Annotated in this window: 19 protein-coding genes; 8 read left to right on the top strand and 11 right to left on the bottom strand. The window is 62.6% G+C overall.

Features of this window, described 5'->3' with window-relative positions; translation table 11 throughout:
• Positions 1 to 33 precede the first annotated feature (33 nt).
• On the bottom strand, positions 34 to 2,340 hold the full coding sequence (locus tag ACIQLF_RS11845) for an SH3 domain-containing protein (protein ID WP_400298404.1): 2,307 nt from the start codon (positions 2,338 to 2,340) through the stop codon (positions 34 to 36).
• Between the two features lie 221 nt (positions 2,341 to 2,561).
• Between ACIQLF_RS11845 and ACIQLF_RS11840 the strand changes: the two genes are divergently transcribed.
• The 5 genes from ACIQLF_RS11840 to ACIQLF_RS11820 all read left to right on the top strand — a co-directional run bounded on the left by ACIQLF_RS11840 (position 2,562) and on the right by ACIQLF_RS11820 (position 8,695).
• Entirely contained in the window at positions 2,562 to 3,632 is a 1,071-nt protein-coding gene (locus tag ACIQLF_RS11840; RefSeq protein WP_400298402.1) for an alkene reductase, read from the top strand.
• A gap of 278 nt (positions 3,633 to 3,910) precedes the next feature.
• Entirely contained in the window at positions 3,911 to 4,840 is a 930-nt protein-coding gene (locus tag ACIQLF_RS11835; protein WP_400298400.1) for a M12 family metallopeptidase, read from the top strand.
• A 321-nt stretch (positions 4,841 to 5,161) separates the two neighbouring features.
• The gene (locus ACIQLF_RS11830; RefSeq protein WP_400298397.1) at positions 5,162 to 6,040 is read left to right on the top strand and encodes a MurR/RpiR family transcriptional regulator; all 879 of its coding nucleotides are present in this window, start codon (positions 5,162 to 5,164) and stop codon (positions 6,038 to 6,040) included.
• 76 nt (positions 6,041 to 6,116) lie between these two features.
• The gene (locus ACIQLF_RS11825; RefSeq protein ID WP_400298394.1) at positions 6,117 to 7,337 is read left to right on the top strand and encodes a M20 family metallopeptidase; all 1,221 of its coding nucleotides are present in this window, start codon (positions 6,117 to 6,119) and stop codon (positions 7,335 to 7,337) included.
• Positions 7,334 to 8,695, top strand: coding sequence for a DUF3100 domain-containing protein (locus ACIQLF_RS11820; RefSeq protein WP_400298391.1), 1,362 nt, complete (start codon positions 7,334 to 7,336; stop codon positions 8,693 to 8,695). The genes ACIQLF_RS11825 and ACIQLF_RS11820 overlap by 4 nt, the downstream gene beginning before the upstream one ends.
• Before the next feature lie 164 nt (positions 8,696 to 8,859).
• Here ACIQLF_RS11820 and ACIQLF_RS11815 read toward each other — a convergent pair whose 3' ends face one another.
• Positions 8,860 to 9,546: a DNA alkylation repair protein gene (locus ACIQLF_RS11815; RefSeq protein WP_400298388.1), complete on the bottom strand. Its 687-nt coding sequence runs from the start codon at positions 9,544 to 9,546 to the stop codon at positions 8,860 to 8,862.
• 271 nt (positions 9,547 to 9,817) lie between these two features.
• Here ACIQLF_RS11815 and ACIQLF_RS11810 point away from each other — a divergent pair, with 271 nt between their 5' ends.
• On the top strand, positions 9,818 to 10,666 hold the full coding sequence (locus ACIQLF_RS11810) for an SGNH/GDSL hydrolase family protein (RefSeq protein ID WP_400298385.1): 849 nt from the start codon (positions 9,818 to 9,820) through the stop codon (positions 10,664 to 10,666).
• A 109-nt stretch (positions 10,667 to 10,775) separates the two neighbouring features.
• Here ACIQLF_RS11810 and ACIQLF_RS11805 read toward each other — a convergent pair whose 3' ends face one another.
• The 5 genes from ACIQLF_RS11805 to ACIQLF_RS11785 form a co-directional block, all read right to left on the bottom strand.
• Complete coding sequence (locus tag ACIQLF_RS11805; RefSeq protein WP_400298382.1) at positions 10,776 to 12,263, bottom strand: amino acid permease; 1,488 nt, start codon at positions 12,261 to 12,263, stop codon at positions 10,776 to 10,778.
• Positions 12,264 to 12,401: 138 nt separating this feature from the next.
• Complete coding sequence (locus ACIQLF_RS11800; protein WP_400298380.1) at positions 12,402 to 12,797, bottom strand: HsmA family protein; 396 nt, start codon at positions 12,795 to 12,797, stop codon at positions 12,402 to 12,404.
• Between the two features lie 117 nt (positions 12,798 to 12,914).
• Positions 12,915 to 13,151: a hypothetical protein gene (locus ACIQLF_RS11795; RefSeq protein WP_400298377.1), complete on the bottom strand. Its 237-nt coding sequence runs from the start codon at positions 13,149 to 13,151 to the stop codon at positions 12,915 to 12,917.
• A gap of 945 nt (positions 13,152 to 14,096) precedes the next feature.
• Positions 14,097 to 14,957 (bottom strand): hypothetical protein, encoded by an 861-nt coding sequence (locus ACIQLF_RS11790; protein ID WP_400298374.1) that lies wholly within the window; start codon positions 14,955 to 14,957, stop codon positions 14,097 to 14,099.
• A gap of 224 nt (positions 14,958 to 15,181) precedes the next feature.
• Positions 15,182 to 16,558, bottom strand: coding sequence for a DUF1254 domain-containing protein (locus tag ACIQLF_RS11785; RefSeq protein WP_400298371.1), 1,377 nt, complete (start codon positions 16,556 to 16,558; stop codon positions 15,182 to 15,184).
• Positions 16,559 to 17,009: 451 nt separating this feature from the next.
• Here ACIQLF_RS11785 and ACIQLF_RS11780 point away from each other — a divergent pair, with 451 nt between their 5' ends.
• The gene (locus ACIQLF_RS11780) at positions 17,010 to 17,483 is read left to right on the top strand and encodes a hypothetical protein (protein ID WP_400298368.1); all 474 of its coding nucleotides are present in this window, start codon (positions 17,010 to 17,012) and stop codon (positions 17,481 to 17,483) included.
• A gap of 60 nt (positions 17,484 to 17,543) precedes the next feature.
• On the opposite strand, the gene ACIQLF_RS11775 is transcribed toward ACIQLF_RS11780, so the two are convergent.
• Together ACIQLF_RS11775 and ACIQLF_RS11770 are read right to left on the bottom strand one after the other, a co-directional pair.
• Positions 17,544 to 17,906, bottom strand: coding sequence for a DUF1622 domain-containing protein (locus tag ACIQLF_RS11775; protein WP_400298365.1), 363 nt, complete (start codon positions 17,904 to 17,906; stop codon positions 17,544 to 17,546).
• Between the two features lie 48 nt (positions 17,907 to 17,954).
• Positions 17,955 to 18,782 carry a bile acid:sodium symporter family protein gene (locus tag ACIQLF_RS11770; protein WP_400298363.1) on the bottom strand — a complete coding sequence of 276 codons (828 nt, stop codon included), beginning with the start codon at positions 18,780 to 18,782 and terminating at the stop codon, positions 17,955 to 17,957.
• Between the two features lie 1,263 nt (positions 18,783 to 20,045).
• On the opposite strand from ACIQLF_RS11770, the gene ACIQLF_RS11765 reads away from it, so the two are divergent.
• On the top strand, positions 20,046 to 22,400 hold the full coding sequence (locus ACIQLF_RS11765) for a sulfatase-like hydrolase/transferase (RefSeq protein ID WP_400298360.1): 2,355 nt from the start codon (positions 20,046 to 20,048) through the stop codon (positions 22,398 to 22,400).
• A 271-nt stretch (positions 22,401 to 22,671) separates the two neighbouring features.
• Here the strand turns inward: ACIQLF_RS11765 and ACIQLF_RS11760 are convergent, their stop codons facing one another.
• Both ACIQLF_RS11760 and nrdF read right to left on the bottom strand, forming a co-directional pair.
• Positions 22,672 to 23,166, bottom strand: coding sequence for an SRPBCC family protein (locus ACIQLF_RS11760; RefSeq protein WP_400298358.1), 495 nt, complete (start codon positions 23,164 to 23,166; stop codon positions 22,672 to 22,674).
• A gap of 464 nt (positions 23,167 to 23,630) precedes the next feature.
• The gene (nrdF, locus tag ACIQLF_RS11755) at positions 23,631 to 24,605 is read right to left on the bottom strand and encodes a class 1b ribonucleoside-diphosphate reductase subunit beta (RefSeq protein WP_400298355.1); all 975 of its coding nucleotides are present in this window, start codon (positions 24,603 to 24,605) and stop codon (positions 23,631 to 23,633) included.
• Between the last annotated feature and the right edge of the window lie 27 nt (positions 24,606 to 24,632).

Genomic DNA, 24,632 nt, shown 5'->3' with positions numbered 1-24,632 from the left:
ACGGCCGGGACAGCTTGTCCGAACGGCCCGGTGTTAGCGGCGCTTGGGAGCCTTGCTGGACAGCTTCCAGGACTTGACCCAACCGGTCTTCGAACCCAGCTTCACCTTGGACCAGGCGTTGCCGGTCTTCAGCAGCTGCACCTTCTTGCGCTTGGGCAGGCTTGCCACCTTGGCCGCGCTGGAGCTCGCGCTCTTCACCAGCTTGGTGTTGATGGCCGCGTAGCGGTAGATCTTCCCTTTGGGCGCCGTCGCGGAAAGCTTGGATGTCTTCACCCATCCGGTCTTCGAACCCAACTTCGCTTGGGACCAGCTGCCGGAGGCCTTTAGCAACTGGAGCTTTTCGTGCTTGCCCACGCCCACCACCGTGGCCGCGCTTGAGCTTGCGCTTTTCACCAGCCTGGTATTGATGAGTGCATAACGGTACTTTTTCGCGGCGGGTGGTGCCACGGCACTGATGTAACTCGAAGAGACCCAACCGGACTTGCCACCGTAGGTGGTCCTGCTCCAGTTGCCCGATGTCGCCGTGACGGTGATCTTTTTGCGTGTTGGAATGGTCAGCAGGCGATCCGAGTCCGCGTCGGGCGACTTGCGCAGGTTCAATCCCGCCGTTGTCCACCTGGTGTAGTTCAGGGTGACGGCCGGGGCCTTCGCTCGGGTGCTCTGGACGAGCCTGGTGGTGGCGCCGACACGTCCGGCGTCGTCCCTGGCCCGGATGCCGAAGATGGCGGTTTCCCCGGGTGCAATCGTCACATCCGCTGACGTCCCTGTGGCGGTTTTCCCTGCCCACCAGATCCGTTCGTCGGACAACGAACGGACCATGACCTGGTACTTGGTGGCCTTGCTTACCGGCTTCCAGCTCAGCTTGATCTTTCCGTCGCGGCTCACGGGAGAATCACTGGAGTAGTTGCCGCTGGCGACGGGTGCCTTCAGCACCGGTCGTGCAGTGCCGTACGTTGCCTTGGCCTTGGCAATGCGCTTGGAAACCTCGGTGCGGATCGAACCGAGCTTCGCATCGAGGTATCGACCCGGGCATGACGTGTTATTGGTCCTTTTGTGCCCCAGAATAACGGGGACCGTCACTTTGACCCCGTTCTTGTACATGGCAGTGGATGGTCCGGCCGTGCTGGTGGTCAGCGTGGTGGTGCCCGTGACGTCCAGGTTGTACTGGTAGCCCTTCCATGCCAGCAGGCGGGTCACCGCCTCGACGAGGGCCTTCGGCGGCTTCGCCTTTGGATCATCCTCATCGTCGAAGTTGCCCATCGCCGAGACCCCGATGGTGTTGGCGTTGTAGCCGCCCGCTTGGGCCCCGACGATCAAGTCGGTCATGGATCCGCGACGACCCTCGTAGATGTTGCCGAAGCGGTCGACGAGGAACTGGTACCCGATGTCGTCCCATTTCAGGACCTTGGTGTGGTAGTCGTAGATCCCGCGGATCTGCTGGAACGCCTGGGCTTCGGTGTAGTTGTTGCTGCTGGCGGTGTGGTGCACGTACATGGCCTGCAGCTTGGCGGAGCGGCGCGCGGTGGTGTTCGCCTGGGTTTCCCTGGCTCCCCACTGCTTCCGGGTGATGACGGACGGCTTGAGCGCTGCCCCGTCGGCGGACGTCGATGCGGAAGTGGAAGCCGCTGCCGTGAGCGCGCCGTCCGTCGCGGAGGTACCCGCGGCCACCAGGTTCACCTCCAGGTTTGCCGGGGCCTGGCCGCTGGCCGTGAGCACACGCGCCTGGATGCCGTCGGCGCCCAGGCTGAGCACCGGCTCCGTGCCTGCCGTGGCGCCCTCGCCCTCGGAGCCCGGGTTGAGCATCTCGAGGCTCGTCCAATCGGACCAGGTTCCGTCCTCGCGCACCCGGACTGCGGCCTCGATGACTTCGTCGTTTTCATCGGGGGTCCAGGTCAGCCCGGCGGCCGTGAACTCCTCGGTGGTCCGCTCGGCCGTGAGCGCCGCCAGCTGGTCGTCGTCCGTGGGGTCGGGCTCGGTCGCCGCGGCGTTGAGGTCCGTCGGCGCGATCGTCGCTCCGGCGTCCGACGCATCCGGCGGAGTGAGCGCCGCTGCCTCTTCGCGGGACTCATCGCTCTCTGCCGCCTCGGCGTCAACGCCCGAAACAGCCACCTGTTGGAGGCTTTCGCCGGTGACGGGGGCCGCCGGGGCCGAAGCAGGTGCCGGATCCGGTTCGGATTCGGCGGCCGGCTCCACGCCCGAGGCGTCGAGGGTTGTGGTCGCAAGAGCGGATGGAGCGGCAAAAGCCGGAGCGGCGAGTGCGGGTGTGGCAATCAACGCTGCCGTCAGCAGCGCCGCAGGCAGCCGCAAACGGCGAACCTGTCCTCCGGAAGTTGTAGTCATTGGGCAACTCTATCGAATTGACAGATTTCGTACAGGGTTAGCCACTCCACAAGTCGCGTGGTTCCGCCCGGGAAATTTGCGCGGAGGCGAGGGGTGTTCGGGTCCTTGCCCGGTCCAAAACACCCGGCCAAGGACCCGAGACATGGATCACACGCGAAATACCTGACGCCGACGGGTGGTTGTCGCTCTCAGACACCATCACCGTGAAAGGAACCGACCCCATGTTGTTTTCCCCCTTGAAGCTGGGCTCCATGGAATTGCCCAACAGGCTTGTCATGGCACCCTTGACCAGGATCCGTGCCGGCAAGCAGGGCGTTCCCGGGCCGCTGTTGGTCGAGCACTACCGCCAGCGCGCCTCGCTCGGGCTGATCATCAGCGAGGGCACCTACCCCAGCCACGCCGGCCAGGGCTTCCCGGGCCAGCCCGGGCTCGTCACCGAGGAACAGCTCACGGGCTGGGCATCGGTGACGTCCGCCGTGCACGCCGAGGGCGGCAGGATCTTCGCCCAGGTCATGCATGCCGGCCGAGTCACCCACGAGGACACCAACGGGGGCCACCCGGTCGTGGCACCCAGCGCCATTGCCGTCGATGGGGAGACCCGCACCTACGAGGGGAAGAAGGCATTCCCGGTCCCGCACTCCCCCGCCGCCGAGGAACTCGCCGGCATCGTCGAGGAGTTTGTCCAGGCCTCGCGCAACGCCATCGAGGCGGGGTTCGACGGCGTGGAACTGCACGGGGCCAACGGCTACCTGCTGCACGAGTTCCTTGCCGCCGGGGCGAACACGCGCGAGGACAGCTATGGCGGCTCCCCGGCCAAGCGCGCCCGGTTTGTCATCGAGGTGACGCAGGCGGTCGTTGCGGCGATCGGCGCGCAGCGGGTCGGCATCCGGCTGTCGCCCGAGCACAACGTCCAGGGAACCCTCGAGCTCGACGCGGCCGACGTGCAGGAGACCTACGGGATCCTCGTCGATGCGCTGGCGCCGATGGGCCTCGCGTACCTGAGCCTCCTGCACAAGGACCCGGCGAGCGCCCTCGTCCAGGACCTGCGGGCCCGGTTCAACGGACCCTTCCTGCTGAACACCGGCTTCGGCGCTATCACCACGCGGAATGAGGCCATCTCACTGGTGGAGGACGGGTTCGCCGACGCGGTTGTCGTCGGTCGCCCGGCCATCGCGAACCCCGACCTGGTGCGCCGCTGGCGAGAGGACCTTCCGCTGAACGATCTTGACGCCTCGACGTTCTACGGGCCCGACGCCAAGGGTTATACCGACTACCCGGCGTACCAGAACTAGGGTCACGCAACCGGCGCCCGCCCCGATTCCGGGGCGGGCGCCGGCGCGTCCGGGTGCGGAAGGCGGGGCACGCAATGCCGGATCCGCAGCTGTGGCCGGGTGGCAACGCAACCCTTGATGCGACGCCCCCGATGGTGCCAGACTGCCGAAGTGGAAGTCGTCCCCAATTGGAGGAAGCCATGGTCCAGGAAGCCGAACGACCGGCCTGCACCGTCAAGCCACGGACACCACTGGTTTTGCCGCCCGGATTGCCCGATGAGCGGATGCGGCTCATACGCATGTTGTCCAGCAAGTGGGTCAACGGAACCATCCTGCACTACTGGTTCCTCGATGGGCCCGCCGCCCAGCAACAGGCCGTCCGGGACGCCTTCGCCGAATGGAAGGCGCTGGGCATCGGGCTGGTGTTCACCGAGGTGCAGGACCGCAGCGAGGCCGAGGTCCGCATCGGCTTCGACCAGGCCGACGGTTCCTGGTCGTATGTGGGCCGCGATGTGCTGGGCATTCCCGCCACGCAGCCGACCATGAACTTCGGCTGGGACCTGACCACCGACTACGGCCGCACCACTGCATTGCACGAAATCGGGCACACCCTGGGGTTGCCCCACGAGCACCAAAACCCGTTCGCCGGAATCGTCTGGGACGAGCCGAAGGTCTACGACTACTTCAGCGGCTCCCCCAACTTCTGGCCCCGGGAGCAGACCTTCTCAAATGTCCTGCGCAAGCTCGACCCCACAGAGGTCGAGGGTTCGACCTGGGACCCCAACTCGGTGATGGAGTACTGGTTCCCCGCGGGGCTGATCATCCAACCCGCGCAATACCACTCCGGGCTGGAGCCCGCCGGCGGACTCTCGGCCACCGACAAGGAATGGATCCTGCGCTTCTATCCGAAGCTCAAGGCCACGAACCCGTTGCTGACCCCGTTTGTCTCGGTTCCGCTCTCCCTGGCTCCCGGCGGCCAGGCGAACTTCAGCATCGTCCCGAGCGAAACGCGCAGGTACGAACTGGGCACCTTCGGGTTCGCCGACACGGTCGTGGTGCTCTTCGAAGAGGTCAAGGGGAAACTCCGCCATCTGGCCGCCAACGACAACAGCGGCACGGACCGCAACGCAAAAGTCCAGGTGAAGCTGTTCAAGGACCGGAAGTACGTCGCACGCGTGCGACTCGGCTGGGCGGGGGCGTCCGGGCAGACGGCAATCATGCTCTGGTAGGCCATTGCCGGTCGCCTCGGGTGGAACGCCGCCCGCGGCACCGGCCCGACTTGAAACACCCAAAAGTCATGCTGCTGCTCCGACCCCAACGTGCACCGGCGGGTCAAGGCAGTCCGGGAACCCGGCTCCAAGGGCAGCCCCGACCTGGATTTTCCCAACTCAATGCCGACTTGCGACCGGATCACCGAGGCATTCCATCTCCATGGCCCGAGTTGCAGCCCGGCAGATACCGCTCGGGACGCAATCCCGCAACGGCTTCACAAACCGGACTTTCCTGCAATCTGGATTGCACGAAGGCTTGCCTGCAACCATAATTGCAACGTGCCCCACCTAACACCCGCCACGCAGTCGGACGCCACCCCCGGCGCCGACTGGCTGGATGACATCCTGACCAAGACGTCCCTGCCGAAAGCCCAAAACCGGGTGGCAGACGTCATCGTGCGCAACCCACAGCTGGCTTCCTATGCGGAAATCGCGGAAATCGCGCTGCATGCGGACGTCAACAACTCAACCGTGGTCCGCACCGCGCAATCCCTGGGCTTTCAGGGCTGGCCGGACCTGCAGCGCGAACTGCGCTCGCGGTACCTGGCGAAGATCTCCACCGAGGACACGCTGGTCCAGCACGGCGAACACCGCAACCCGCTGCAGGCCGCGCTCACCCGGGACATCGAGAACCTCCGGCTGACCCTCGAGACCAACACCTCCCAGGACGTGGAGGCCACGATCGCCACGCTGGCGGCCGCACGATCCATCCTCGTCGTCGCCCACGGCTCGTACGCCGCACCCGCCGTCGTCATGTCCCACCTGGGCGCGACCATGGGCTACCCGATTTCCCTCGAAAGCCGCCCGGGCGTCCACTTGGCGACCAGCACCAACACGCTGGGCCCCGGCGATGTCATGGTGGTCATCAACATCTGGCGCTCGATCGGGCAGCAGATCGTTGCCGCCGAGGCCGCACACCGTGCGGGCGCCACCATCATCGGCATCAGCGACATGCGCCGGGGCCGGTTGGCCGACATCGCCGAGCACCTGTTGGTGGTCCCGTCCGAGGGCATCGGCTATTTCCAGTCGGTCACCGCCACCACCTCCGTGGTGTACGGACTGCTGGCCGGCATGCAGGCCGCCCATCCGGAGCGCAGCCTCGCCACCCTCCGCCGCTCCCAACAACTGTGGAAAGACCTCGACATCCATCTGGACTAGGGTCCTGCTCCTCCCAAAGCAGCCCACGTCCCGTCCCATCCATCTACCCCAGTCCTTATCCCCAGGAGACACCATCTTGAACCCCACCGACACTCCCCAGGCAGGTGCCGACGTCCATGCGGAACTGGCCGCCGGCGTCGAGTCCTGGCGCAGCAAGGTCCATGACCTCGCCCGCGACATCCATGCGAACCCGGAACTCTCCTTCGAGGAGGTCCGTGCCTCGGCCGGCATCGCCGCACTGCTGCGCGAGGGCGGCTTCACCGTGGAAGCCGGCACCTCGGGGCTGCCCACCGCATTCACGGCAACCGCCGGCAGCGGCGAACTGACCGTTGCGCTGTGCGTCGAGTACGACGCCCTGCCCAAGATCGGACACGCCTGCGGACACAACCTGATCGCCGGTGCCTCCGTGGCCGCGGCGCTGGCGCTCGCCCCGCTGGCCGACAAGCTGGGCATCACGCTCAAGGCCATCGGCACCCCGGCGGAGGAGCACGGCGGCGGCAAGTCGCTGATGCTGGAGGCCGGCGCATTCGACGGTGTCGGGTTGTCCCTGATGGTCCACCCGGTCCAGGACGGGGTCACCTACAACCCGGCCGGAACCAGCGCGCAGGCCGTGGGCCGCTACCGGGCCACGTTCACCGGCAAGGCATCCCATGCGGCCGCGGCGCCCCACCTTGGCGTGAACGCGGCCGACGCGGCGGTGCTCAGCCAGGTGGCGGTGGGACTGCTGCGCCAGCAGATCCCCGGCGACCACCGTGTTGCCATGTACGTTGCCGAGGCGGGCCACGCAACCAACATCATCCCCGAGCTCGCCGTGGTGGAATTCGAGTGCCGGGCCTTCACGCTGCCCGAGTACGAGGCCTTGCTGGTCCGCGTGCGCCGCTGCTTCGAGGGCGCGGCGCTGGCCACCGGCACGACGCTGGAGATCGAATCCACGGAGCCGCTGTACGAGCCGCTGCTGCAGGACGACGACCTGGCCGCGAACTGGATTGCCGCCATGAACGTGCTGGGCAAGGACACCTCGCCGGCCGCCGGAATGAGCGGCGGGTCCACCGACATGGGCAACATTTCCCAGGCGATCCCCAGCCTGCACCCGTGGCTGAGCATCCCCGGCGCCGACGTCGGCATCCACTCCCACGCCTTCGCAGCCCTGGCCGACACCCCGGCGGCGTATGACGTCATGTTCGAGGCAGCCAAGGCCCTGGCCTGGAGCACTGCCGATGCAGCCACGAACCCCTCCCAACGCAGCCGCTTCATCGAGGCCGCCTACACCCGCCCAACCAAGGAATCCCGCGCATGAGCACTCGCACCGCACCGGCAATGGCCGGACTCAAACACACCCTGCCCATCGCCCTGCTGGCCCTGGTCATTGGCCTGGCCGTGCAGTTCATCGGCTCGGCCAAGTTCGACATCGGCATCGGCTCGATCATCGTGTTCCCGATGGTCTGGGGCCTGATCCTCGGCCTGCTGGTGTCCATCCAGAAGTTCAAGCCGCTTGGCCTGGACCTGCAGAAGGTCGCGGCCGCCCTGGTGGGCGTCGCCGTGATGCTCCTGGTGGCACGGCTCGCCTTCAACATCGGCCCAAGCCTGCCCGTGCTGGTCAAGGCCGGCCCGGCACTGCTGCTTCAGGAAATCGGCCACCTGTTGGGAACCGTGTTCCTGGCCCTTCCGCTGGCCGTGCTGCTGCGCATGGGCAAGGCAACGGTCGGCGCCACCTTCTCGCTGGACCGCGAACCGTCGTTCGCCATGGTCTCTGAAAAGTACGGCCCGGACTCCGACCAGTACCGCGGCGTGCTGGCCATGTACGTCTTCGGCACGCTCTTTGGCGCCGTCTACATCACCCTGCTGACCTCCCTGGTGGCCAACTGGGGCGTCTTCAACCCGCTGGCCTTGGCCATGGGCGCCGGCGTGGGGTCCGGCTCCATGATGGCGGCCTCCGCGGCCAGCATCGTCGCTGCCTACCCGGCCGATGAACAAGCCATCCTCGGCATGGCCGCCGTGTCCAACCTGATCACCACCATCCTGGGCGTGTATGTAGGCATCTACGTCTCGCTGCCGCTGGCCGACAGGTTCTACAAGCTGCTGACCCGCAAGAAGAAGGCCACCGCCGCGGTCGCCACCGCGACACCTGCGGTCACCGCCTCGGCCGCCCAGGCAACCATCGATACGGCCGAAGACGAAGCCAACCGCGCCTTCCGCGAAAAGGTCGCAGAGTCGTCCGCCGAGGTCAAGCTGCCGCTGTGGCTCTCCCTGAGCGTGCTGACCGTCCTGGGCCTCGGTACCGCCTTCGTGGCGGCCAAGGGCGTGCACTGGAACATCGTCGGCGGCTATGCGGTTCTCATGGGCCTGGTCCTGCTGGGGTTGTTCCTGCACAAGGTCTCGCGCAAGATCTCGGCAATCATCTGGATCACCACCATCGGCGCCTACATATCCAGCCCGTGGTTCTTCGCCGCGAAACCCCTCACCGATCTCGTCTCGGCCGTCGACTTCCTCTCCATCGCCACCGTCATGCTGACGCTTGCCGGCTTGTCGCTGGGCAAGGACGTTCCGCTGCTGAGGAACATCGGCTGGAAGATCATCCCGGTGGGCCTCGTGGCGATCTCCGCGTCCTTCCTGCTCTCGGTGGTCATCGCGGAATTCGCCCTCGGCTACTGGTAAAACCACCGGCTCCGGGAGCGCGCGGGCGATCGTCCCGGCGATTCCCGGGCCCTTTTCCCCATGAGACTGCCCACGGCATGGCGCCAGCCAAGCCGTGGGCAGTCTTGTCGTTTCGCGCAGGGACCGTTGTTCCCTGTCCCAAGACCGACCGGGGCAGTGCGAAACTATGCCTGGCGGCCGACCATGTAGTTGATCCAGATCGGCGCGAACGGGGAGGTGCACCCCGGGGGCGTCGGGTAGTCGGCCAGCACCTGCAGTTTCTCGCCGATGGCCAGGGCACGTTCACGGTGCTCCGCGTGCGAAATGCCGATCTCCGCCAAGGTGTGGTTCATGGCCCACTGCAGGCGTTCCGGGGCATCCTTCATTTCCGATTCGATGGTTTCCAAAAGACGGGGCAAGTCCAACAGCCCGGGGTTCTTAGAGACGTGGGTTACCGTGAGTTCCCAGCCGGCGCTGGCGACGACGGGGTCGAGGTCGTCGAACCATCGCAACCGCAATGCCTCGCAATGCGGGCTCTTCTTGACGACATAGCTGACCAGCCATTCCTGGACCTTTGGAACCACCGCCTCGCGCAGCATTGCGTCGAGCTCCTCGAGCCCAAATGCCTTTGGCTTGCAGATCAACAAGGCCAACAATCGGGCATCCGAATCCCCGGTGTTCCACAAATCGATGGCCAGATCCTGGTTGGTCTTGATTTGTTTGGCCAGCCCGCGAAGCTTCGTCAGGTTTACGGCGTGGTCGTTGCCGCGCTTTTCGTTCACCGCAAGCATTCGCGGGTCTCGCATGCTTTCCAGTGCTGCCCGGATCTCCGCCACGCTGCTTGCGGGATTAATCGTGGTGTTCTCAGCCAAGATAGCGCCTTCCTCGTTGTATTCCGTTTCCACCTTAGCCTCGGCTGCAGGAACATCGGCCGATTGACTCAACGCCCAACTACCGCATGAGATGGGACAGGATGTGGATTCGGGGTTCCACGCGCGGGAATCCCGTCCCGACTCCCTTGCCTGCAGGCGCAACCTCCCGCCCGAATCGCGCGTTGGGCATGCCTCGGGACTTTGTGCACTGGCATGGACCGCCCCCGGGGGTGTCGACTGAAAGGAAGGCAGACAGAACGGAGCGGTGACAATGGGAAGCATCAATGTCCAACCCGGAAAAGATCACCTGGCCCAGCCTGTCGAAGAGCATCCTTGGCACCGTTACGTGGCGATGGGTGACTCCTTCACGATGGGATACGGCGATCCCGACCCGCTGAGTCCGGGCGGCTATCGCGGATGGGCGGACTGCGTATCCAAGGAGCTCAGCCACGGGCAATCCGACTTCTCCTATGCCAATCTTGCGATCCGCGGAGCCAAGATCCGCCAAGTGGTTGAAAGGCAGCTGCCCCAGGCGATACAGCTTGCCCCCGACTTGGTGACCTTCCAGGCCGGCGGCAACGACCTCATACGTCTCGATGCCAACCCCGACAAGCTCGCAGCAGCCGTTGACCCCGCCATGGAAGCACTTTGCGCAACCGGGGCCACGGTGCTGATATTTGTCGGACCGGATTCCGGCCCCGGGACCGTCTTGGGCCACGTCCGATCCAAGATCGCTCTATTCAACGAGACCCTTCGGGCCGTCGCCACTCGAAACGGCGCAATGGTGGTGGATTTGTGGGCGCTGAGGGACCTGTCCGATCCCCGCATGTGGGACAGGGACCGCCTGCATCTCTCCCCCATTGGCCACCAGAAGGTTGCGGCACTGGTCCTTGCCAACTTGGGCATCTCCCCCCGCTTCGAGCCCCTCGAGTTCCAGCCCCTGCCGACCCAAACCTGGCGCCAGGCCAGGGCCGGCGACCTCATCTGGACCAAGGAATACTTCGTTCCATGGGTACTGCGCGCAGCCACCAAGCATATGGCCGTTTCGACTCCAGCTGCCAGACGGCCCTCCCCGGAACCCGTCCAAGGCTACGGTCCGGCATTCCGGGGCAACGGCTGACTCAAGACAATCGGCGTTCCGCGGTCCGAGTTCCGCCGGGGCCGTTCCCTGACTGACGTTGGATATGCGCCGGCGAGCTTGCCACTCCGTTCGGGCTTTTGTGAGACTGCTACCGCTTCTCCTCCGCAGTGTTGAGCCGGCTGTGCTTCCGGGAGTATGCGAAGTACACAATGAACCCGAGAACCAGCCAAATGACGAACCGGATCCAGGTCTCCAACGACAGATTCAGCATCAGGTAGAAGCAGAGGAGTGCCGAGGCGATTGGAAGCACCGGCACCCATGGCACCCTGAACGACCGCTTCAGGTCCGGTCGGGCCTTGCGCAGGATGATGACACCGATGGACACCAGGATGAAGGCGGCCAGAGTGCCGATGTTGACCAGCTCCGCCAACGTCGACAAGGGAACGAACGTCGCCAGGATCGCGATCGGGATGCCGGCGATGATGGTGAACCTGTAGGGAGTGCCGAATCGCGGATGGGTCTTGGCCAGGGCCGCGGGCAGCAGGTGGTCGCGGGCCATGGCGAAGCCCACGCGTGTCTGGCCGAGGAACAGGATCATGCACACCACGATCAGCCCGATACAGGCACCGATGGCGATGAGGTTTGCCATGACCGGCAGGCCCACGTTCACGAAGGCGGTGGCCAGCGGGGCACCGTCCTCCGGATCGATGTCCTGATAATTCTGCATGCCGGTAATGACCAACGACACCGCCATGTAGAGCAGGGTGACGATTGCCAGCGAACCGAAGATGCCGATCGGCAGGTTGCGTTGTGGATTGCGGGTCTCTTCTGCCGTGGTGGCCACGACGTCAAAGCCAATGAAGGCGAAGAACACCATTGCCGCCGCCGCGAAGACCCCACCGACGCCGAAGACACTCGGTTCCAGCCCGAACAACGTCTGGACCAGTGGCAAGTGCAGTGCACCGCCCGCGGATTCGGGAGCAGCCTGGGCGGGGGGAACGAACGGTGACCAGTTTGCGACGTTGATAAAGAAGGCTCCGGCAATGATGACGGCAAGCACCACAAGTACCTTGATTCCGGTGACCACCTGGTTGATGCGGCTGGAGAGCTTCACCCCGGATATCAACACGATCGTCAGGCCTAGCACCAGCAGGCCTGCGGGCAGGTTGAGATAGCCGTCTTCCGCCGTCGCAATCGCTTCGGGGATGGCAAAAGGAGTTCCGTCGAGGATAACGCCCAGATACTGGCTGAAGGATGTGGCAAGCGCCGCGGCGCCTACGGTGAACTCCAGGATCAGGTCCCAACCGATGATCCACGCGAGCAGTTCGCCCATGGTGGCGTAGGTGTAGGTGTAGGCGCTGCCGGCGGCCGGCACGCTTGAGGCCAGCTCGGCGTAGCAGAGGGCGGCCAATCCGCAGCCGAGGCCCGCGATCAGGAAAGACAGCGCGATGGCGGGCCCGGCATTCGATGCGGCGGCCTGGCCCGTGAGGACGAAGATGCCGGCTCCGACGCTGACGCCTACGCCGAAAACGATGAGATCAAGTGCGCCAAGGTTTTTCTTGAGCTGGTGCTCCGGTTCCTCGGTGTCTTGCATCGTCTGTTCAATGCTTTTCGTGCGGAATATTCCCGATGACATGATGCCTCCTCGTGTGGGAACGAAGCACGCAGTGCTGCACATCACGATACGCCGAGGTCATCTACTCCGGTAGAGCGCGACGGGGGTCCTACAACGACCCTGAAAAGCTCGTCAGAGTCGAGTTGTCCGCGGCAAAGGTCAGCCCATGTTGGCGCCGATGGCCCCGGTGAAATACGGGATGAGCCATATTGCCCAGACGACAAGGGAAAACTTGTGGAAGCTCTTCTTCTCGGCTTCGCGATTGCGCACCAGAACAATGATTGCCCACACTAGGTGGAGCACCATGAGCAATAGCGCTGCGGCTCCGGTGACGGCCATGATGGTGTTGAGTCCCGCGCCGACCCCGACAGCCTGGACTTCGCCGGAGTCAGCGATTCGGGACATCAGGAAGGTTCCGCTGGCGTCGCAAATGAGTCCCAACGCAAAGAACCCGACATGCCACCACTTCAGGACTTTTTGGAGGTGTTCCGCCCACACGCCGATCGTGTAAAAGACAAGGGCTGCTGTGATGAGAATGATGGCAGGTATGAGCATGCCTTGAGACTACCGGCACAGAATCTTCGGTGAATCAGCCGTATGGAGGATGTTGGCTCTTCGCCTGCAGGAATATCCAGAGGGCCAACCGCACGCCCCGACCTCGGATTTGTTTGGCTAGTCGTTCTGCAGTTGGGTTTTGGCTGGCCTCGAACCCAACCAGCCGGGCAAGGCAATTAGCAGCCCAGCGACGCTGATTCCGAACATCATCCACAGAACAGGCTGCTGATTCGAGGTCAGGTTGTTTTCGTCTGCCACGATACCTGCATTGAACAAGGCAATCGCGCTGCATGCCAATGCGGTCGGGCTTACGCCGAAGACTACCGCCCAGGTTGTGCTTCGTTTAGAAAACATGAATTCTCCTTTGCGAAATGCATCATGCACCCATCACACAAGTATCCAGACAGGATACCGATTATTGATCCGAATCTTGCGCAGTTCAAGGATGGGCGAAGCCATTTCAAAGGCCACGACACGGAAACAACGGCATTGGAAAAACCTCGGCATCCATCTCGGGCTAACTATGAAAATCATAGGACGCCAGCCGTGAGTTTCCAGCCCAGTTGGCATTCTTTCAGCAACCTGTCGCATGGAATCGCGCGGTTGCAAATCAGCATCCTACCTATGGAATTTTGAAACCACTTGTCATCTTTGCCAGCTGCATTTGCGGCATGAAACGGGCCCGGCGGTCTATCCCGACGTGATTGCGGCATAGGCCTTTCATTGCGCGAGAGCGATCCTGGCCTTTCTCCATAGCCGAACCTTGGCTGCAAGAACACGGGCATCATAGGGCCCGCTCTTATCTCCGCACCAACATGCGGGTATCCAATGCGCATTCCAGATCGAAGTACGACGCGTCAGCTTGGTCGCCTCGCTCACGTAGGAAATTCAACAGACGGACTCCGGTAATCAAGATCCACCTTGGATTCCTATCTCGAGAACTAACAAGGCATTTCCGGACCGATACTGACCACCCCGCAAAACACCAGGGCGGCAAGCACTACCGAGATCAGAAGAATCGATTCGGTTTGCTCCTGTTGGGGCCGGATTCCTGGCCGACAGATCAGTCATTTATCGAATTCGTGCTCCGGTCTCGGCATGCCTCGCAACGATAGGTATCCCGTCGTGGACGCCGAGCAGATGGTGCCACTTGGGCTCAATCGGATCGCGAGGTGACACTTAGTTCCCCGAGTGCCCTGACCGCCGTCTTGCCGGGCATCACCCAGTCAGGTCAACCATTTCGAAATCGCCAAACCCTGGGCTTGACGGTATCAGTCGGGTGATTTCGGCATTTGATCCTCAACGCCCGTATTGGACCCGCACCGTGCCGTTGTCGGGCAGCACCACCACGGTCCCGCTCTGCGCCGTCCACCCGTCGGGCAGGAAGAACAAGTGACCGCCGCTTACCGACAGCAGACGCAACCCGTCGTAGCGGTAGACCGGTGCGGCGTCAGTGCCGAGCTTGGATTCGGTGACAGACGGCTCGCTGATGGCCAGCGGCTCGGAGCTGTACAGTTCTGCCCGCGGAAGATCGTCGAGGTTTTGCTCGATCTCCATGGCAGCGCGGCGGCCGACGGCGTCGGCGTGGTTGCCCGCGCCCCAGCACAGCAGCAGTGTCACGAGCCCAAGTAACAGCGCACCTTGGCCAACGCGATGTCCAACCGACAGCACCTCCGGCTTGCCGGGATGCGCAAGCCAGCGCAGCCGCAATGCCCACGCGGCGAGCAAAACGCCGGCGGCAACCACGTATGGGGCATACAGCGTGATTCGATCGGACTTAAGCGCCAACACCAACAGCGCGGCACCGGCCACCAAGATGCCCACGAAGGCAACAACCCCGGCCATCCGCCGAACCGTGGGGCCATCGCCGCGCTCAATCCGGCGGCGAAGCCATCTGTCTAACGCCAGGGCGCAGAGGCCTACGCCGAAGAGGCAGACCAGCAGCGCGAACAGGTTGCCCACACTGAAGCGGATGTAGTCCTGGCTGGTGTAACCGAACAGGGCCAGATTTAGATTCATGTACTTGGCCTGGGCGGCGGCTTGGGCCCAGCCGGAATAGGCCAGCACCGCGCTGATGACGGCGGTTGGCGGCCCGATGGACGCGATGGCGGCCAACAACCGGGATTTGGTTGTTCCCCCGCCATCTGTTGTCTGCGTCATGGCGCTCCTTTGGCTCGGGTATGACGGACAGCGAGGCCGGCGGCCGAGACTACGGTCCTGCCGGCTGCGCCAAAGCCATGGCGAATGGTAGGAACCGGGATTCTCGCTGCATTGGAAACCGAAGACATGTTGAATCGTGATTCATGTCGACGGACGGCCCCTCTTTTGCCTCGTCCACTGCTGTGTCCAAGCCGCCGATGCGCGAGCCCCGGTCGGGGAACCGTTCACGGTCGGCGTCGATGATGCGGGCGACGATCGGTGCGCTGCAGTGGCGGCGCGGTCCATTGGCCAGTCAGCGCTTCGTCCTTCGGCCAGTAGAGACGCATGGCGATCATGAATGGGCCGGTAGGGGCGGGCAGCCAGTTGCCTTTCCGGTCCTCGTCCGGGGAATCGGACTGGATCGTCAAGGTCAAGCCGCCGTCCGGATCCCTTGCAAGAAATGGCAGCATAAGAGAGTTGATCAGGTAGCGACCCAGCGGATTGGCCACAAGCAGGCTTCGTGGCATGTCGTACATCGTCACTGACCAGAACGCGTTGATCGGCGGCAGCTCTCCCGGCGCAAAACGCAGGGTGTAGCGGCTGGATCCTTCCAGAGAGCGGCCTTCGGAGTCGGTGCCGTAGATCGGGTACATGGCTTCGGCTTTTGAATTGCCATAGATGCCGAGCTTCGCGGCGGCCATGCGGTAGAGATAGTTGTTCTGCAAGAACTCCCGGGTGCCAAACAGCTGTCCCGAGGTGACCTTTCCCGCGTCCACTTGCTTCTTCAGTTCGGCGAACTCATGCCAAGCGTCCTGGACGCCCTGCTCGATCCCTTCCCTGAAGCCAAGGTAAATTCTCCGGCCGGAGACAATTCCGATCTTGGCAAAACGCTCCCTCAGCTCCACTTCTGACGGGTGCGTGGGACAAAACTGGAGAAGGAAGCCCAAAAGGTTTAGTACTTCCAGTGAGATCTCTTCCTCGCCTGGCGTGAGCGGTTTGGGGAATTCGACGCGTGGCGGGTCGATGGGTGGCCGATGGCCAACAAACGCTGAGAGCGGTTGCGCGATGTATCCGGCTTGCACCTTCTTGACGTTGTCCAGGTCCTCCGGGCTGAACAGCTGGGTGCGGTAGACAGCGAGGGCAAGCGCGGTTTCCACCCGGAACACTGCAGTGATTCCCTCAGGGATCTCTCCCTTCCATCCCGGTCCGGCGACCAGGAAACTGCCGCCGTCGTTACCGGTGGTGCGACTGCCGATGTAGGCGAAGTTGTGCGTGTACAGATCGATCAGTTGGATGCTGAAATAGCGTTCCCGCTCAATTTTTGGCACGGTGAGCACCATTGGTTCGGCACGTAGGTCAAGACCGAGCATCGAGTATGGCGTGTCTGCGTTCGGTGTCTGTACCGTCGTGTCCTCTGATGAGTACACACGGGGTATGTTCTTGAGATGGTTCCAGGGTGCCTTGAATTCAGGGTTCTCGTGGTCGACAAAATAGGTGTACATGATGCGGTAGCCATCCACCATCGGGAAGCCATAGATATAGGCCTCTTTACCGATGGAGCGCGCCTCGGCTGAACCAACCTCGGGTTGGGGCGGCGGCGTTGATAGTTCCGCAGTATTCATGCTCCGCACCTCTTTGTACTCAGCAGGATCAAGCGGGCCGGATCTTGTCGCAACCGGTCGACCGATTTGACTACGCAAGCACTTCTTCGTGCCTCAGGCTCGACGTTTCAGCAGATTGTTGGCAGTCAGGATCTGCTCATGGTTTACATGGTACTCAGTGCATTTCCGTAAGTCACGGTCCTCTAGCGTCAATCCAGGTGACGGAGCAATCGATAGCTGCCGGATGAAAAGGACAGGTTAGGCATGCGGTTCAGGACCATCCAGGTGGCATGGCTTCGGCGGAAGGAAACCCGAGGCGTAGGTCCTGATCAGTTCCAAGCAGCACGGACAAGCGGAGCATGCGACGACCGGTCAACACTTTCTCTCTCCCTGTTCCATGACGTCGACCGGGCGTATTCTTGGATGACTTTCTACGCCAAGACCCGGCTGATGGCCACCGGGGAGGGTATCGATGAACATCGAAGTCAAACTGCAGTTTTTCCAGTCAGCAGCAACAGTCCTGCCATCGATTTTTGTGGCTTTTGCCCTCACCAGCCATTTCCTGGATCCCGGCAGCAGGCGGAAACTGAAGATCCAATTTCTTGGGCTGTCGGGCAAATACGGCATTGTCATGATGGCCATTCTGATCACCGGCTTCATCGCCGCGGAGCTACTGACACTGATTGTCCTCGCCACGAACACGCCCAGCTTCCCGGTCTTCGTCTTCGTCATTTTTTATGTTTTTCTTTTTGCCTGGTTTGTCGGCCTCCAAGCGTTGAGCCCGATGCTCCAGGACGCAGTCATGGCGGCTGAAGATGCAGTTGCTGACGAAGCGGCCAAGGGCAAAGTGGTCCGTGGATACCGGCGGTTCGGATACACGATCATTACCTGTTCACTGGTCCTACTTCTAGGTGGAGCCACCATTTTCTATGCGTTGCGCGCATAGGGCAAAACACAATACCGGGGACCACGCAACTTCGCATTCCATGAGGGAGCCAGTGAATCACTAAGGCTCGGAGGGAACATCGGTATCAAGTTTTTGCCAAGGCCACCGCCCGGTCATTTCAAGCTCCAGCGTGAAACTGAGAAAGGTACGGATCAGGACGATGAGCGCGAGGACGCCCATCGACTCGAAGGTTGGGGTCACAGCGACCGTGCGGATGATATCGGCTGCCACCAGCAACTCCAGGCCCAAGAGGATCGAACGGCCCAGACGCTCCCGGTAAGTCACGTAAATTCTGCGTTCCCGGTGGCGTAGCAAAGCCATGGCCGCCAGAAGTGTCGCAACGACCGCTCCAATGACTATTGCCAGAACGCCAGCAACGTCGACGGCCTTGCCAAGGTCTTCCATGATCGAGTCAATCTCCATTGGTTTCATTCCCTTCCTCCGGACTGCCGCTCCTGGCAAGGCCCGACGTCAGCCTTCACAGCTAGGGGCCCACGGTTTCACGGAGCGCTTTTGCATCCACTTCATGTAGGGGATGCAGACGATCGTGCCGATGATCAGATACACGATGATGACGGCCCCGAACTGCATGGACGGGAAGTTCGCGGTGGCGATTGCCAGGGCGATGCCCGGGTGACGGAGCGCGCTGGCAAGTGCCAGAACCCTCGAATCTCCGGGGTTCGGTCCGGCCATAATGTGGCCGAAGGCCAGACCCAACACCGTAAAAGCAACAAAGGCCACGACCGTGCTTGCCGTGAGTACTGACAAGAACTGCGGGAACGCCGCGATCAGCACGAATACAACCGCGGCCAACAACACCACCTTCGCCACCAGGGCGAACGGCTTCTCCACCCGCTCTGCTAGACGGGGCAGGAACGCCCGTACGAGCATGCCTGCCGCCAGCGGCAGCACCACTGCCAGCAGAACCTGGCGGGCAACCGCCGCGAAGCCAACATTGAAAGGATTCTCCGTGATGCTGCCCAGGAACACCACCAATGCGGGAATGAGCACGATCGACAGAATCGAAACCGTTACCGTGAGCCCGAGTCCGTAGGATGCATGCCCACCGGCATCGTGTTCCTTGCCCAGAAGGGTCGGCGGAACCGGTGAGAGCGCCAGGGTCACCAGCGCCACCAGCGCCACCGTCGGCGGGGCGATGACCAAGGCCAGGACAAGTGCGATGAAGGGCATCACGATGAACATGGACACCAGCGAGATCACCAGGATGCGTGGACGGCGTACGACGTAGAGGACATCCTCGATGGTGGCCCTCAGGCCGAAGCCGAAGACCGTCAGCATGATGCTCCCCTGGAAAGCGATGAACAATATCCGAGGAGGGTCCATGTTAGCCCCTACGTCCACGGAGATCGGTAAACACAATTGGCTCCTGTTCGGGTTCCGGGAAGGGAGCTCCCGATACCGGCGACGATCGTTCAGGAAAGGGTCCAGCACTTTTCCGCGCCAGCGGAACGGGTGCCAGGGAGTTGCTGGCCGTGTACAAACCTCCAGTCAGGACTGGATAACCCCGAGTGTAGACCGTCCGAAAGTTCGCGGCTACGTCCAGGTGGTACTGGGATCGAGTTTGGACAGCCGACCGAATGGCGACCTTCCTGCCCTGCACGTTGTTCCTCGCATGCCGGGTTTCAGCGCCTCGATTCCCCGATTCGGGCTGCCTGCCGCAGGCACGTCCGGCTGCCCGCCGATTTTGTCAGCCTCCGTTATCTTGGAGACCCAAAGATGATCGCGTTGTGTGAGAAACTCTGACAAAGATTCTCGAGACCGGAAGCATGGACGCGCAGGCTGATCCGTTCGGGCTTCTGACCGCTTTTCGCACTGGCTGGCGTACGGCAGATCGGCGTCGAAGTGGTTCACCCGATGTTAGAAACAGCACGTAGCCGGCAGCCCTCTCGAATAGGATTCGGGGTGAGTGCATCACATTCGACAACGTGATTTCGGGTTGAGGATCGCCCCCCGCAGTCCCCTACCGCGCGAAGGATCGTTGTGCTACGGTGACAGCAATATCCGTGGGTTGGGGGGCGCTATAGGGCCGCGAAATGGGGCCCGAGAGGAGCAGACATTGGCCCTAACGTCTTCAGGCCACGTTCTCTCTGATACTTCACGCGTGACCTGCATGCCGTCCGCTGCGGCATCTGAAATGCGCGTTTCCCGACAAGTGCTGCTACGACGGCACAAGGGAACTAGCGAATCATGAACCCCGTGAATGGCGTCAGCCACCCGATCGTCGAGGTTCCGACGTCCTCCAGCCGTGCGACAGGTCCAGACGCTGCATCGAATACAGCGGGGAAACCACCCACACAGCATATGATCTGGGGTCCCGGCGGCACCTTCCTAGTGGGCTCCGACGATCATTATCCCGAGGAAGCCCCACCCACCGAGTCACAGTCAGTGGATTCTGGATGGATCGGCACGCTGCCACAAACCAACAAATACGCCGTTCAAGCCTCGAACGGGAAAGCACATCATTCCTGACGTGACACGTGGAGCTCCAGGTTCCAGCAAAGACGCCAGTTGGGTTGGATCCAATTACAGGAAGACAAAGTCATGGAAAATCAACAGCCAGCTTCGGTCTCACTCCCCGTGCCGGATCGCGGATATCCCGGATTCCTACCCTACGACGCCAGGGATCCGGACTCGCACTTCGAGGCGATCCAGCCAACATTGCCACCGCCCGGGGCCCCGAATGTGCTTATCGTTCTGCTGGACGACGTGGGTTTCGGCGCCTCCAGCGCCTTTGGCGGCCCGTGCGCGACCCCGACAGCCGAGCGGCTTGCAGCAAACGGCCTGAAATACACGCGATTCCACACCACAGCGCTGTGTGCACCCACCCGGGCGGCCCTGCTGTCGGGAAGGAACCACCACACGGTCGGGATGGGGACCGTCACCGAAGCCGCGACGGCTGCGCCCGGCTACACCTCCTCTCGGCCCAACACGACGGTGCCGCTGGCCGAGATCCTCCGGATGGCCGGCTACTCGACCGCGCAGTTCGGCAAGTGCCACGAGGTCCCCGCCTGGGAAACGAGCCCGGTGGGGCCTTTCGACCGGTGGCCCACCCGCTCAGGATTCGACTACTTCTACGGGTTCATTGGCGGCGAAACCAACCAGTGGTATCCGGCCGTCATCGAAGGCACGACCCCGGTGGAGGTCGGGCGGCCCGAGGACGGCTACCACTTCATGGCCGACATAACTGACAAGGCCATCACCTGGAGCCGCCAGCAAAAGTCACTGGCCCCCAACCGGCCGTTCTTCATGTATTTCGCCCCCGGCGCGACGCACGCCCCGCATCATGTGCCGGCGGACTGGATCGCCAAACAGAAAGGGCGCTTCGACAAGGGCTGGGATGCCGTCCGGGAAGAAACGTTCGCGCACCAGAAGGAGATCGGGGTGATTCCCGCCGAGGCGGTCCTCACCGAGCGGCATGCCGAGATTCCGGCCTGGGACGATATGCCGGAGGAGCTCAAGCCGGTCCTGGCACGCCAAATGGAGGTCTACGCGGCCTTCCTTGAATTCGCCGACCACCACGTGGGACGCCTGATCGATTCGCTGGAAGCGGACGGCCTCCTGGACGACACCCTGGTCTATTACATCATCGGGGACAACGGGGCCTCCGCGGAGGGCTCGCTCAACGGCACCTTCAACGAGATGACCTACTTCAATAAGGCCAGCGCGTTGGAGACGCCCGAATTCTTGATCGAACATCTCGACAAGTTCGGCGGCCCGGAGTCTTACAACCACTATGCCGTCGGCTGGGCGCACGCCATGGACACGCCCTACCAGTGGGCAAAGCAGATCGCCTCGCACTTCGGGGGAACACGCAATGGCACGGTCGTTCACTGGCCCCGGGGCGTCACGGCCCGCGGCGAGATCCGCCACCAGTTCCACCATGTGATCGACATTGCTTCCAGCGTGCTGGAAGCCATCGGGCTGCCCGAACCCGACACGATCAACGGTGTCACCCAGAAGCCCTTCGAGGGCACCTCGATGCGTTACTCCTTCGACGACGCATCGGCCGCCGACACGCACACCACCCAGTACTTCGAAATGATGGGAAACCGCGGCATCTACCACAACGGCTGGTCCGCGGTGACCCACCACAGCACCCCGTGGCTAGCAGGCCAATTGCCGGCCTTCGACGACGACGTGTGGGAGCTCTACGACACCACGACCGACTGGACCCAGTCGCACAACCTCGCTCAAGAGCAGCCGGAGCGGCTACACGAGCTGCAACGGCTCTGGCTCATCGAAGCCGTCCGCCACAACGTGCTCCCGCTCGATGACCGCACCGTGGAACGGGTGAACCCGGACATTGCCGGACGGCCCGAGCTCATCAAGGGCAAAACCCAGCGGTTCTTCCGCGGCATGACGGGCCTGAACGAACACACGACCATCAACACCAAGAACAAGTCACACACCGTCACCGCCGCCATTTCCGTCCCTGAATCCGGCGCGGGCGGCGTCATCTTCGCCCAAGGGGGGCTGGGCGGAGGATGGGCGCTGTCCGTGGACGACGGGAAGCTGAACTACACCTACAACTTCCTGGGTCTAAACACCACGCACATCACCGCCCCGGAACCACTGCCCCCGGGGGCCCACCAAGTAAGCGCGCAATTCGCCTACGACGGCGGCGGACTGGGCAAAGGGGCTACGGTTGCGTTGTTCGTCGACGGCAGCCAGGTCGCCACCGGGCGCATCGAACGCACCCACCCGATCATGTTCTCGGCAGACGAGACAGCCGACGTCGGCGTCGATGCCGGCTCCCCCGTGTCGGACCGGTATTCGGACTGCGACAGCAGATTCACCGGGGACATCGAATGGGTTCAGATCGATCTGGGCGACGACAGCCAGGACCACCTCATCACCCCCGAGGACCGAATGCGGGTGGCCATGGGGAAGCAATAAGGCCGCGCAGCATTCCACCGCCTTTTCGCGATGCACACTCAGGGCCGGACCGAAGACCTTAACCTTCTTCACCCGGGTCCGGCCCGCCGGTGTGGTGGCATGAATCCGTATTCGTCCCACCCGGCTGATTGGCGCAGGTCCGCATTTTTCGGTGCGGAGGGGCTGGCTATGGTTCCCCGCCCGGCGATAGGCAGGTCGAACGGCCAAAACTGGTCAATTGCGAAGGGCCCTGCGCGAGTGCCTCGTTCGTCTTTTTCGCTGGGGCCCTACATCAGTTCCCCATATGCACCCGGAGAGTGCGCAGGCCTCGGCGTTGCACTCCTCTGATGATCGGGCCGCTCAACCAGACCAACGGGACAGCCCAAGGGTGTGCCCCAATGGCCAGTGTCCAGGTGAGGCGGGAGCCGGAGGACGTGGGCTCAATGACCCAGTCCTCCGCCACACTTCGAAGGCCGGGAAGAGACGCCTTCAGACCGCTGAACGAATATCGTTGCCCCTCGATCCAGCGAAAGAACCGCTCACGGACAGTGAACACTTTCACCAGCGTGACCTCGCGTACTGTCCCCACGCCGAAAGGAGGCGAGCCCCAGCGCAGACCGGTCCACACCGGTACCCAGTGGAGCAAATCGTAACCGGTCAGTATCTCCCAGATCCGTTCGGCGGGCGCCGTGGTCTCCACTGACTGCTCGTAGCGAAAGCGCGCGGACTTTAGGAACGCGTCACCACTTTCGGAGAGGGGATACCAATGCCGGGATATGAGTGCCATAGTGTCCTCCTCCGGGTGTGCCGTCTTGCAGCAAAGATAGCGGCACGAACCATGCTGCCCTGTGATTTAGCCAGCGCTCGTGCACCCTCGCAGCGGAAAGGCGTAGCGGAGCCCCATACCTGATGCTACTGGCGTCGACGTTCTTTAGGTAGACGTTTCTAGGCTCAGTCCCGGTGGACGAAAGGTGGCGCTGTCCTGGTTCCGAATTGCCAAAGCACCGAGGAACGATGTTGGGCATGACAATGTCGTGGACGAAAGGCACCGGCCATGGAACGACTGGCGGAGAGAATTGACGCGCGGTCTCCCGTTGAACCAGGAAATTCGTTCAATCGGGAACGAATCACCAGCGATATTGGCTAGCGAAACGAAAACTTCCAAAAATCACCCAGCCTCGACAAAGCCTAAAGGGCGCCAGCTTCCGTAGTGGAAGCTGGCGCCCTCGAGAAAAGCAGGTGGAGAAGGACTTAGAAGTCCCAGTCCTCGTCTTCGGTGTTCACGGCCTTGCCGATCACGTAGGAAGAGCCGGAGCCGGAGAAGAAGTCGTGGTTCTCGTCGGCGTTCGGGCTCAGTGCCGAAAGGATCGCAGGGTTAACATCGGTGACCGATGCCGGGAACATGGCTTCGTAGCCCAGGTTCATCAGCGCCTTGTTGGCGTTGTAGTGCAGGAACTTCTTGACGTCCTCGGCCAGGCCGACACCGTCGTAAAGATCGTGGGTGTACTGCACTTCGTTCTCGTACAGCTCGAACATGAGCTCGAAGGTGTAGTCCTTCAGCTCCTGCTTACGCTCCTCCGAAAGGCCTTCGAGGCCCTTCTGGAACTTGTAGCCGATGTAGTAGCCGTGCACGGCCTCATCGCGGATGATCAGGCGGATCAGGTCGGCGGTGTTTGTGAGCTTGGCGCGGGAAGACCAGTACATCGGCAGGTAGAAGCCGGAGTAGAACAGGAACGACTCGAGCAGCGTCGAGGCGATCTTGCGCTTCAGCGGATCTTCGCCGTAGTAGTAGCTCTCAATGATCTGCGCCTTCTTCTGCAGATTCTCGTTCTCCGTGGACCAGCGGAATGCGTCGTCAATTTCCTTGGTCGAGCAAAGGGTCGAGAAGATCGAGGAGTAGCTCTTGGCGTGCACCGATTCCATGAAGGCAATGTTGGTGTACACGGCTTCTTCGTGCGGGGTGAGCGCATCGGGGATCAGCGAGACGGCGCCGACGGTGCCCTGAAGGGTGTCCAGCAGGGTCAGGCCGGTGAAGACGCGCATGGTGAGCAGCTTCTCGTCCTCGGTGAGCGTGTTCCACGACTGGATGTCGTTGGACAGCGGCACCTTTTCCGGCAGCCAGAAGTTGTTGACCAAGCGGTTCCAAACCTCGACGTCCTTGTCGTCCTGGATGCGGTTCCAGTTGATGGCTTCGACGTGGCCGGCAAGCTTTAGCTTCTCAGTCATTTCCGTCCCCTCTATTCTTGCTAAGTT

The organism is Paeniglutamicibacter sp. NPDC091659, assembly GCF_044756805.1.
Lineage (GTDB): Bacteria > Actinomycetota > Actinomycetes > Actinomycetales > Micrococcaceae > Paeniglutamicibacter.
The sequence above is the reverse complement of the archived record's forward strand: the minus strand, read 5'-3'. Positions and strand labels throughout refer to the sequence as shown.

Excerpts from the sequence above, each read along its gene's own strand:
- ACIQLF_RS11845 (WP_400298404.1), bottom strand. The coding sequence starts at position 2,340 with ATGACTACAACTTCCGGAGGACAGGTTCGCCGTTTGCGGCTGCCTGCG.
- ACIQLF_RS11840 (WP_400298402.1), top strand. The coding sequence starts at position 2,562 with ATGTTGTTTTCCCCCTTGAAGCTGGGCTCCATGGAATTGCCCAACAGG.
- ACIQLF_RS11835 (WP_400298400.1), top strand. The coding sequence starts at position 3,911 with ATGTTGTCCAGCAAGTGGGTCAACGGAACCATCCTGCACTACTGGTTC.
- ACIQLF_RS11820 (WP_400298391.1), top strand. The coding sequence starts at position 7,334 with ATGAGCACTCGCACCGCACCGGCAATGGCCGGACTCAAACACACCCTG.
- ACIQLF_RS11810 (WP_400298385.1), top strand. The coding sequence starts at position 9,818 with ATGGGAAGCATCAATGTCCAACCCGGAAAAGATCACCTGGCCCAGCCT.
- ACIQLF_RS11805 (WP_400298382.1), bottom strand. The coding sequence starts at position 12,263 with ATGTCATCGGGAATATTCCGCACGAAAAGCATTGAACAGACGATGCAA.
- ACIQLF_RS11800 (WP_400298380.1), bottom strand. The coding sequence starts at position 12,797 with ATGCTCATACCTGCCATCATTCTCATCACAGCAGCCCTTGTCTTTTAC.
- ACIQLF_RS11795 (WP_400298377.1), bottom strand. The coding sequence starts at position 13,151 with ATGTTTTCTAAACGAAGCACAACCTGGGCGGTAGTCTTCGGCGTAAGC.
- ACIQLF_RS11790 (WP_400298374.1), bottom strand. The coding sequence starts at position 14,957 with ATGACGCAGACAACAGATGGCGGGGGAACAACCAAATCCCGGTTGTTG.
- ACIQLF_RS11785 (WP_400298371.1), bottom strand. The coding sequence starts at position 16,558 with ATGAATACTGCGGAACTATCAACGCCGCCGCCCCAACCCGAGGTTGGT.
- ACIQLF_RS11780 (WP_400298368.1), top strand. The coding sequence starts at position 17,010 with ATGAACATCGAAGTCAAACTGCAGTTTTTCCAGTCAGCAGCAACAGTC.
- ACIQLF_RS11775 (WP_400298365.1), bottom strand. The coding sequence starts at position 17,906 with ATGGAGATTGACTCGATCATGGAAGACCTTGGCAAGGCCGTCGACGTT.
- ACIQLF_RS11770 (WP_400298363.1), bottom strand. The coding sequence starts at position 18,782 with ATGCTGACGGTCTTCGGCTTCGGCCTGAGGGCCACCATCGAGGATGTC.
- ACIQLF_RS11765 (WP_400298360.1), top strand. The coding sequence starts at position 20,046 with ATGGAAAATCAACAGCCAGCTTCGGTCTCACTCCCCGTGCCGGATCGC.
- ACIQLF_RS11760 (WP_400298358.1), bottom strand. The coding sequence starts at position 23,166 with ATGGCACTCATATCCCGGCATTGGTATCCCCTCTCCGAAAGTGGTGAC.
- nrdF (WP_400298355.1), bottom strand. The coding sequence starts at position 24,605 with ATGACTGAGAAGCTAAAGCTTGCCGGCCACGTCGAAGCCATCAACTGG.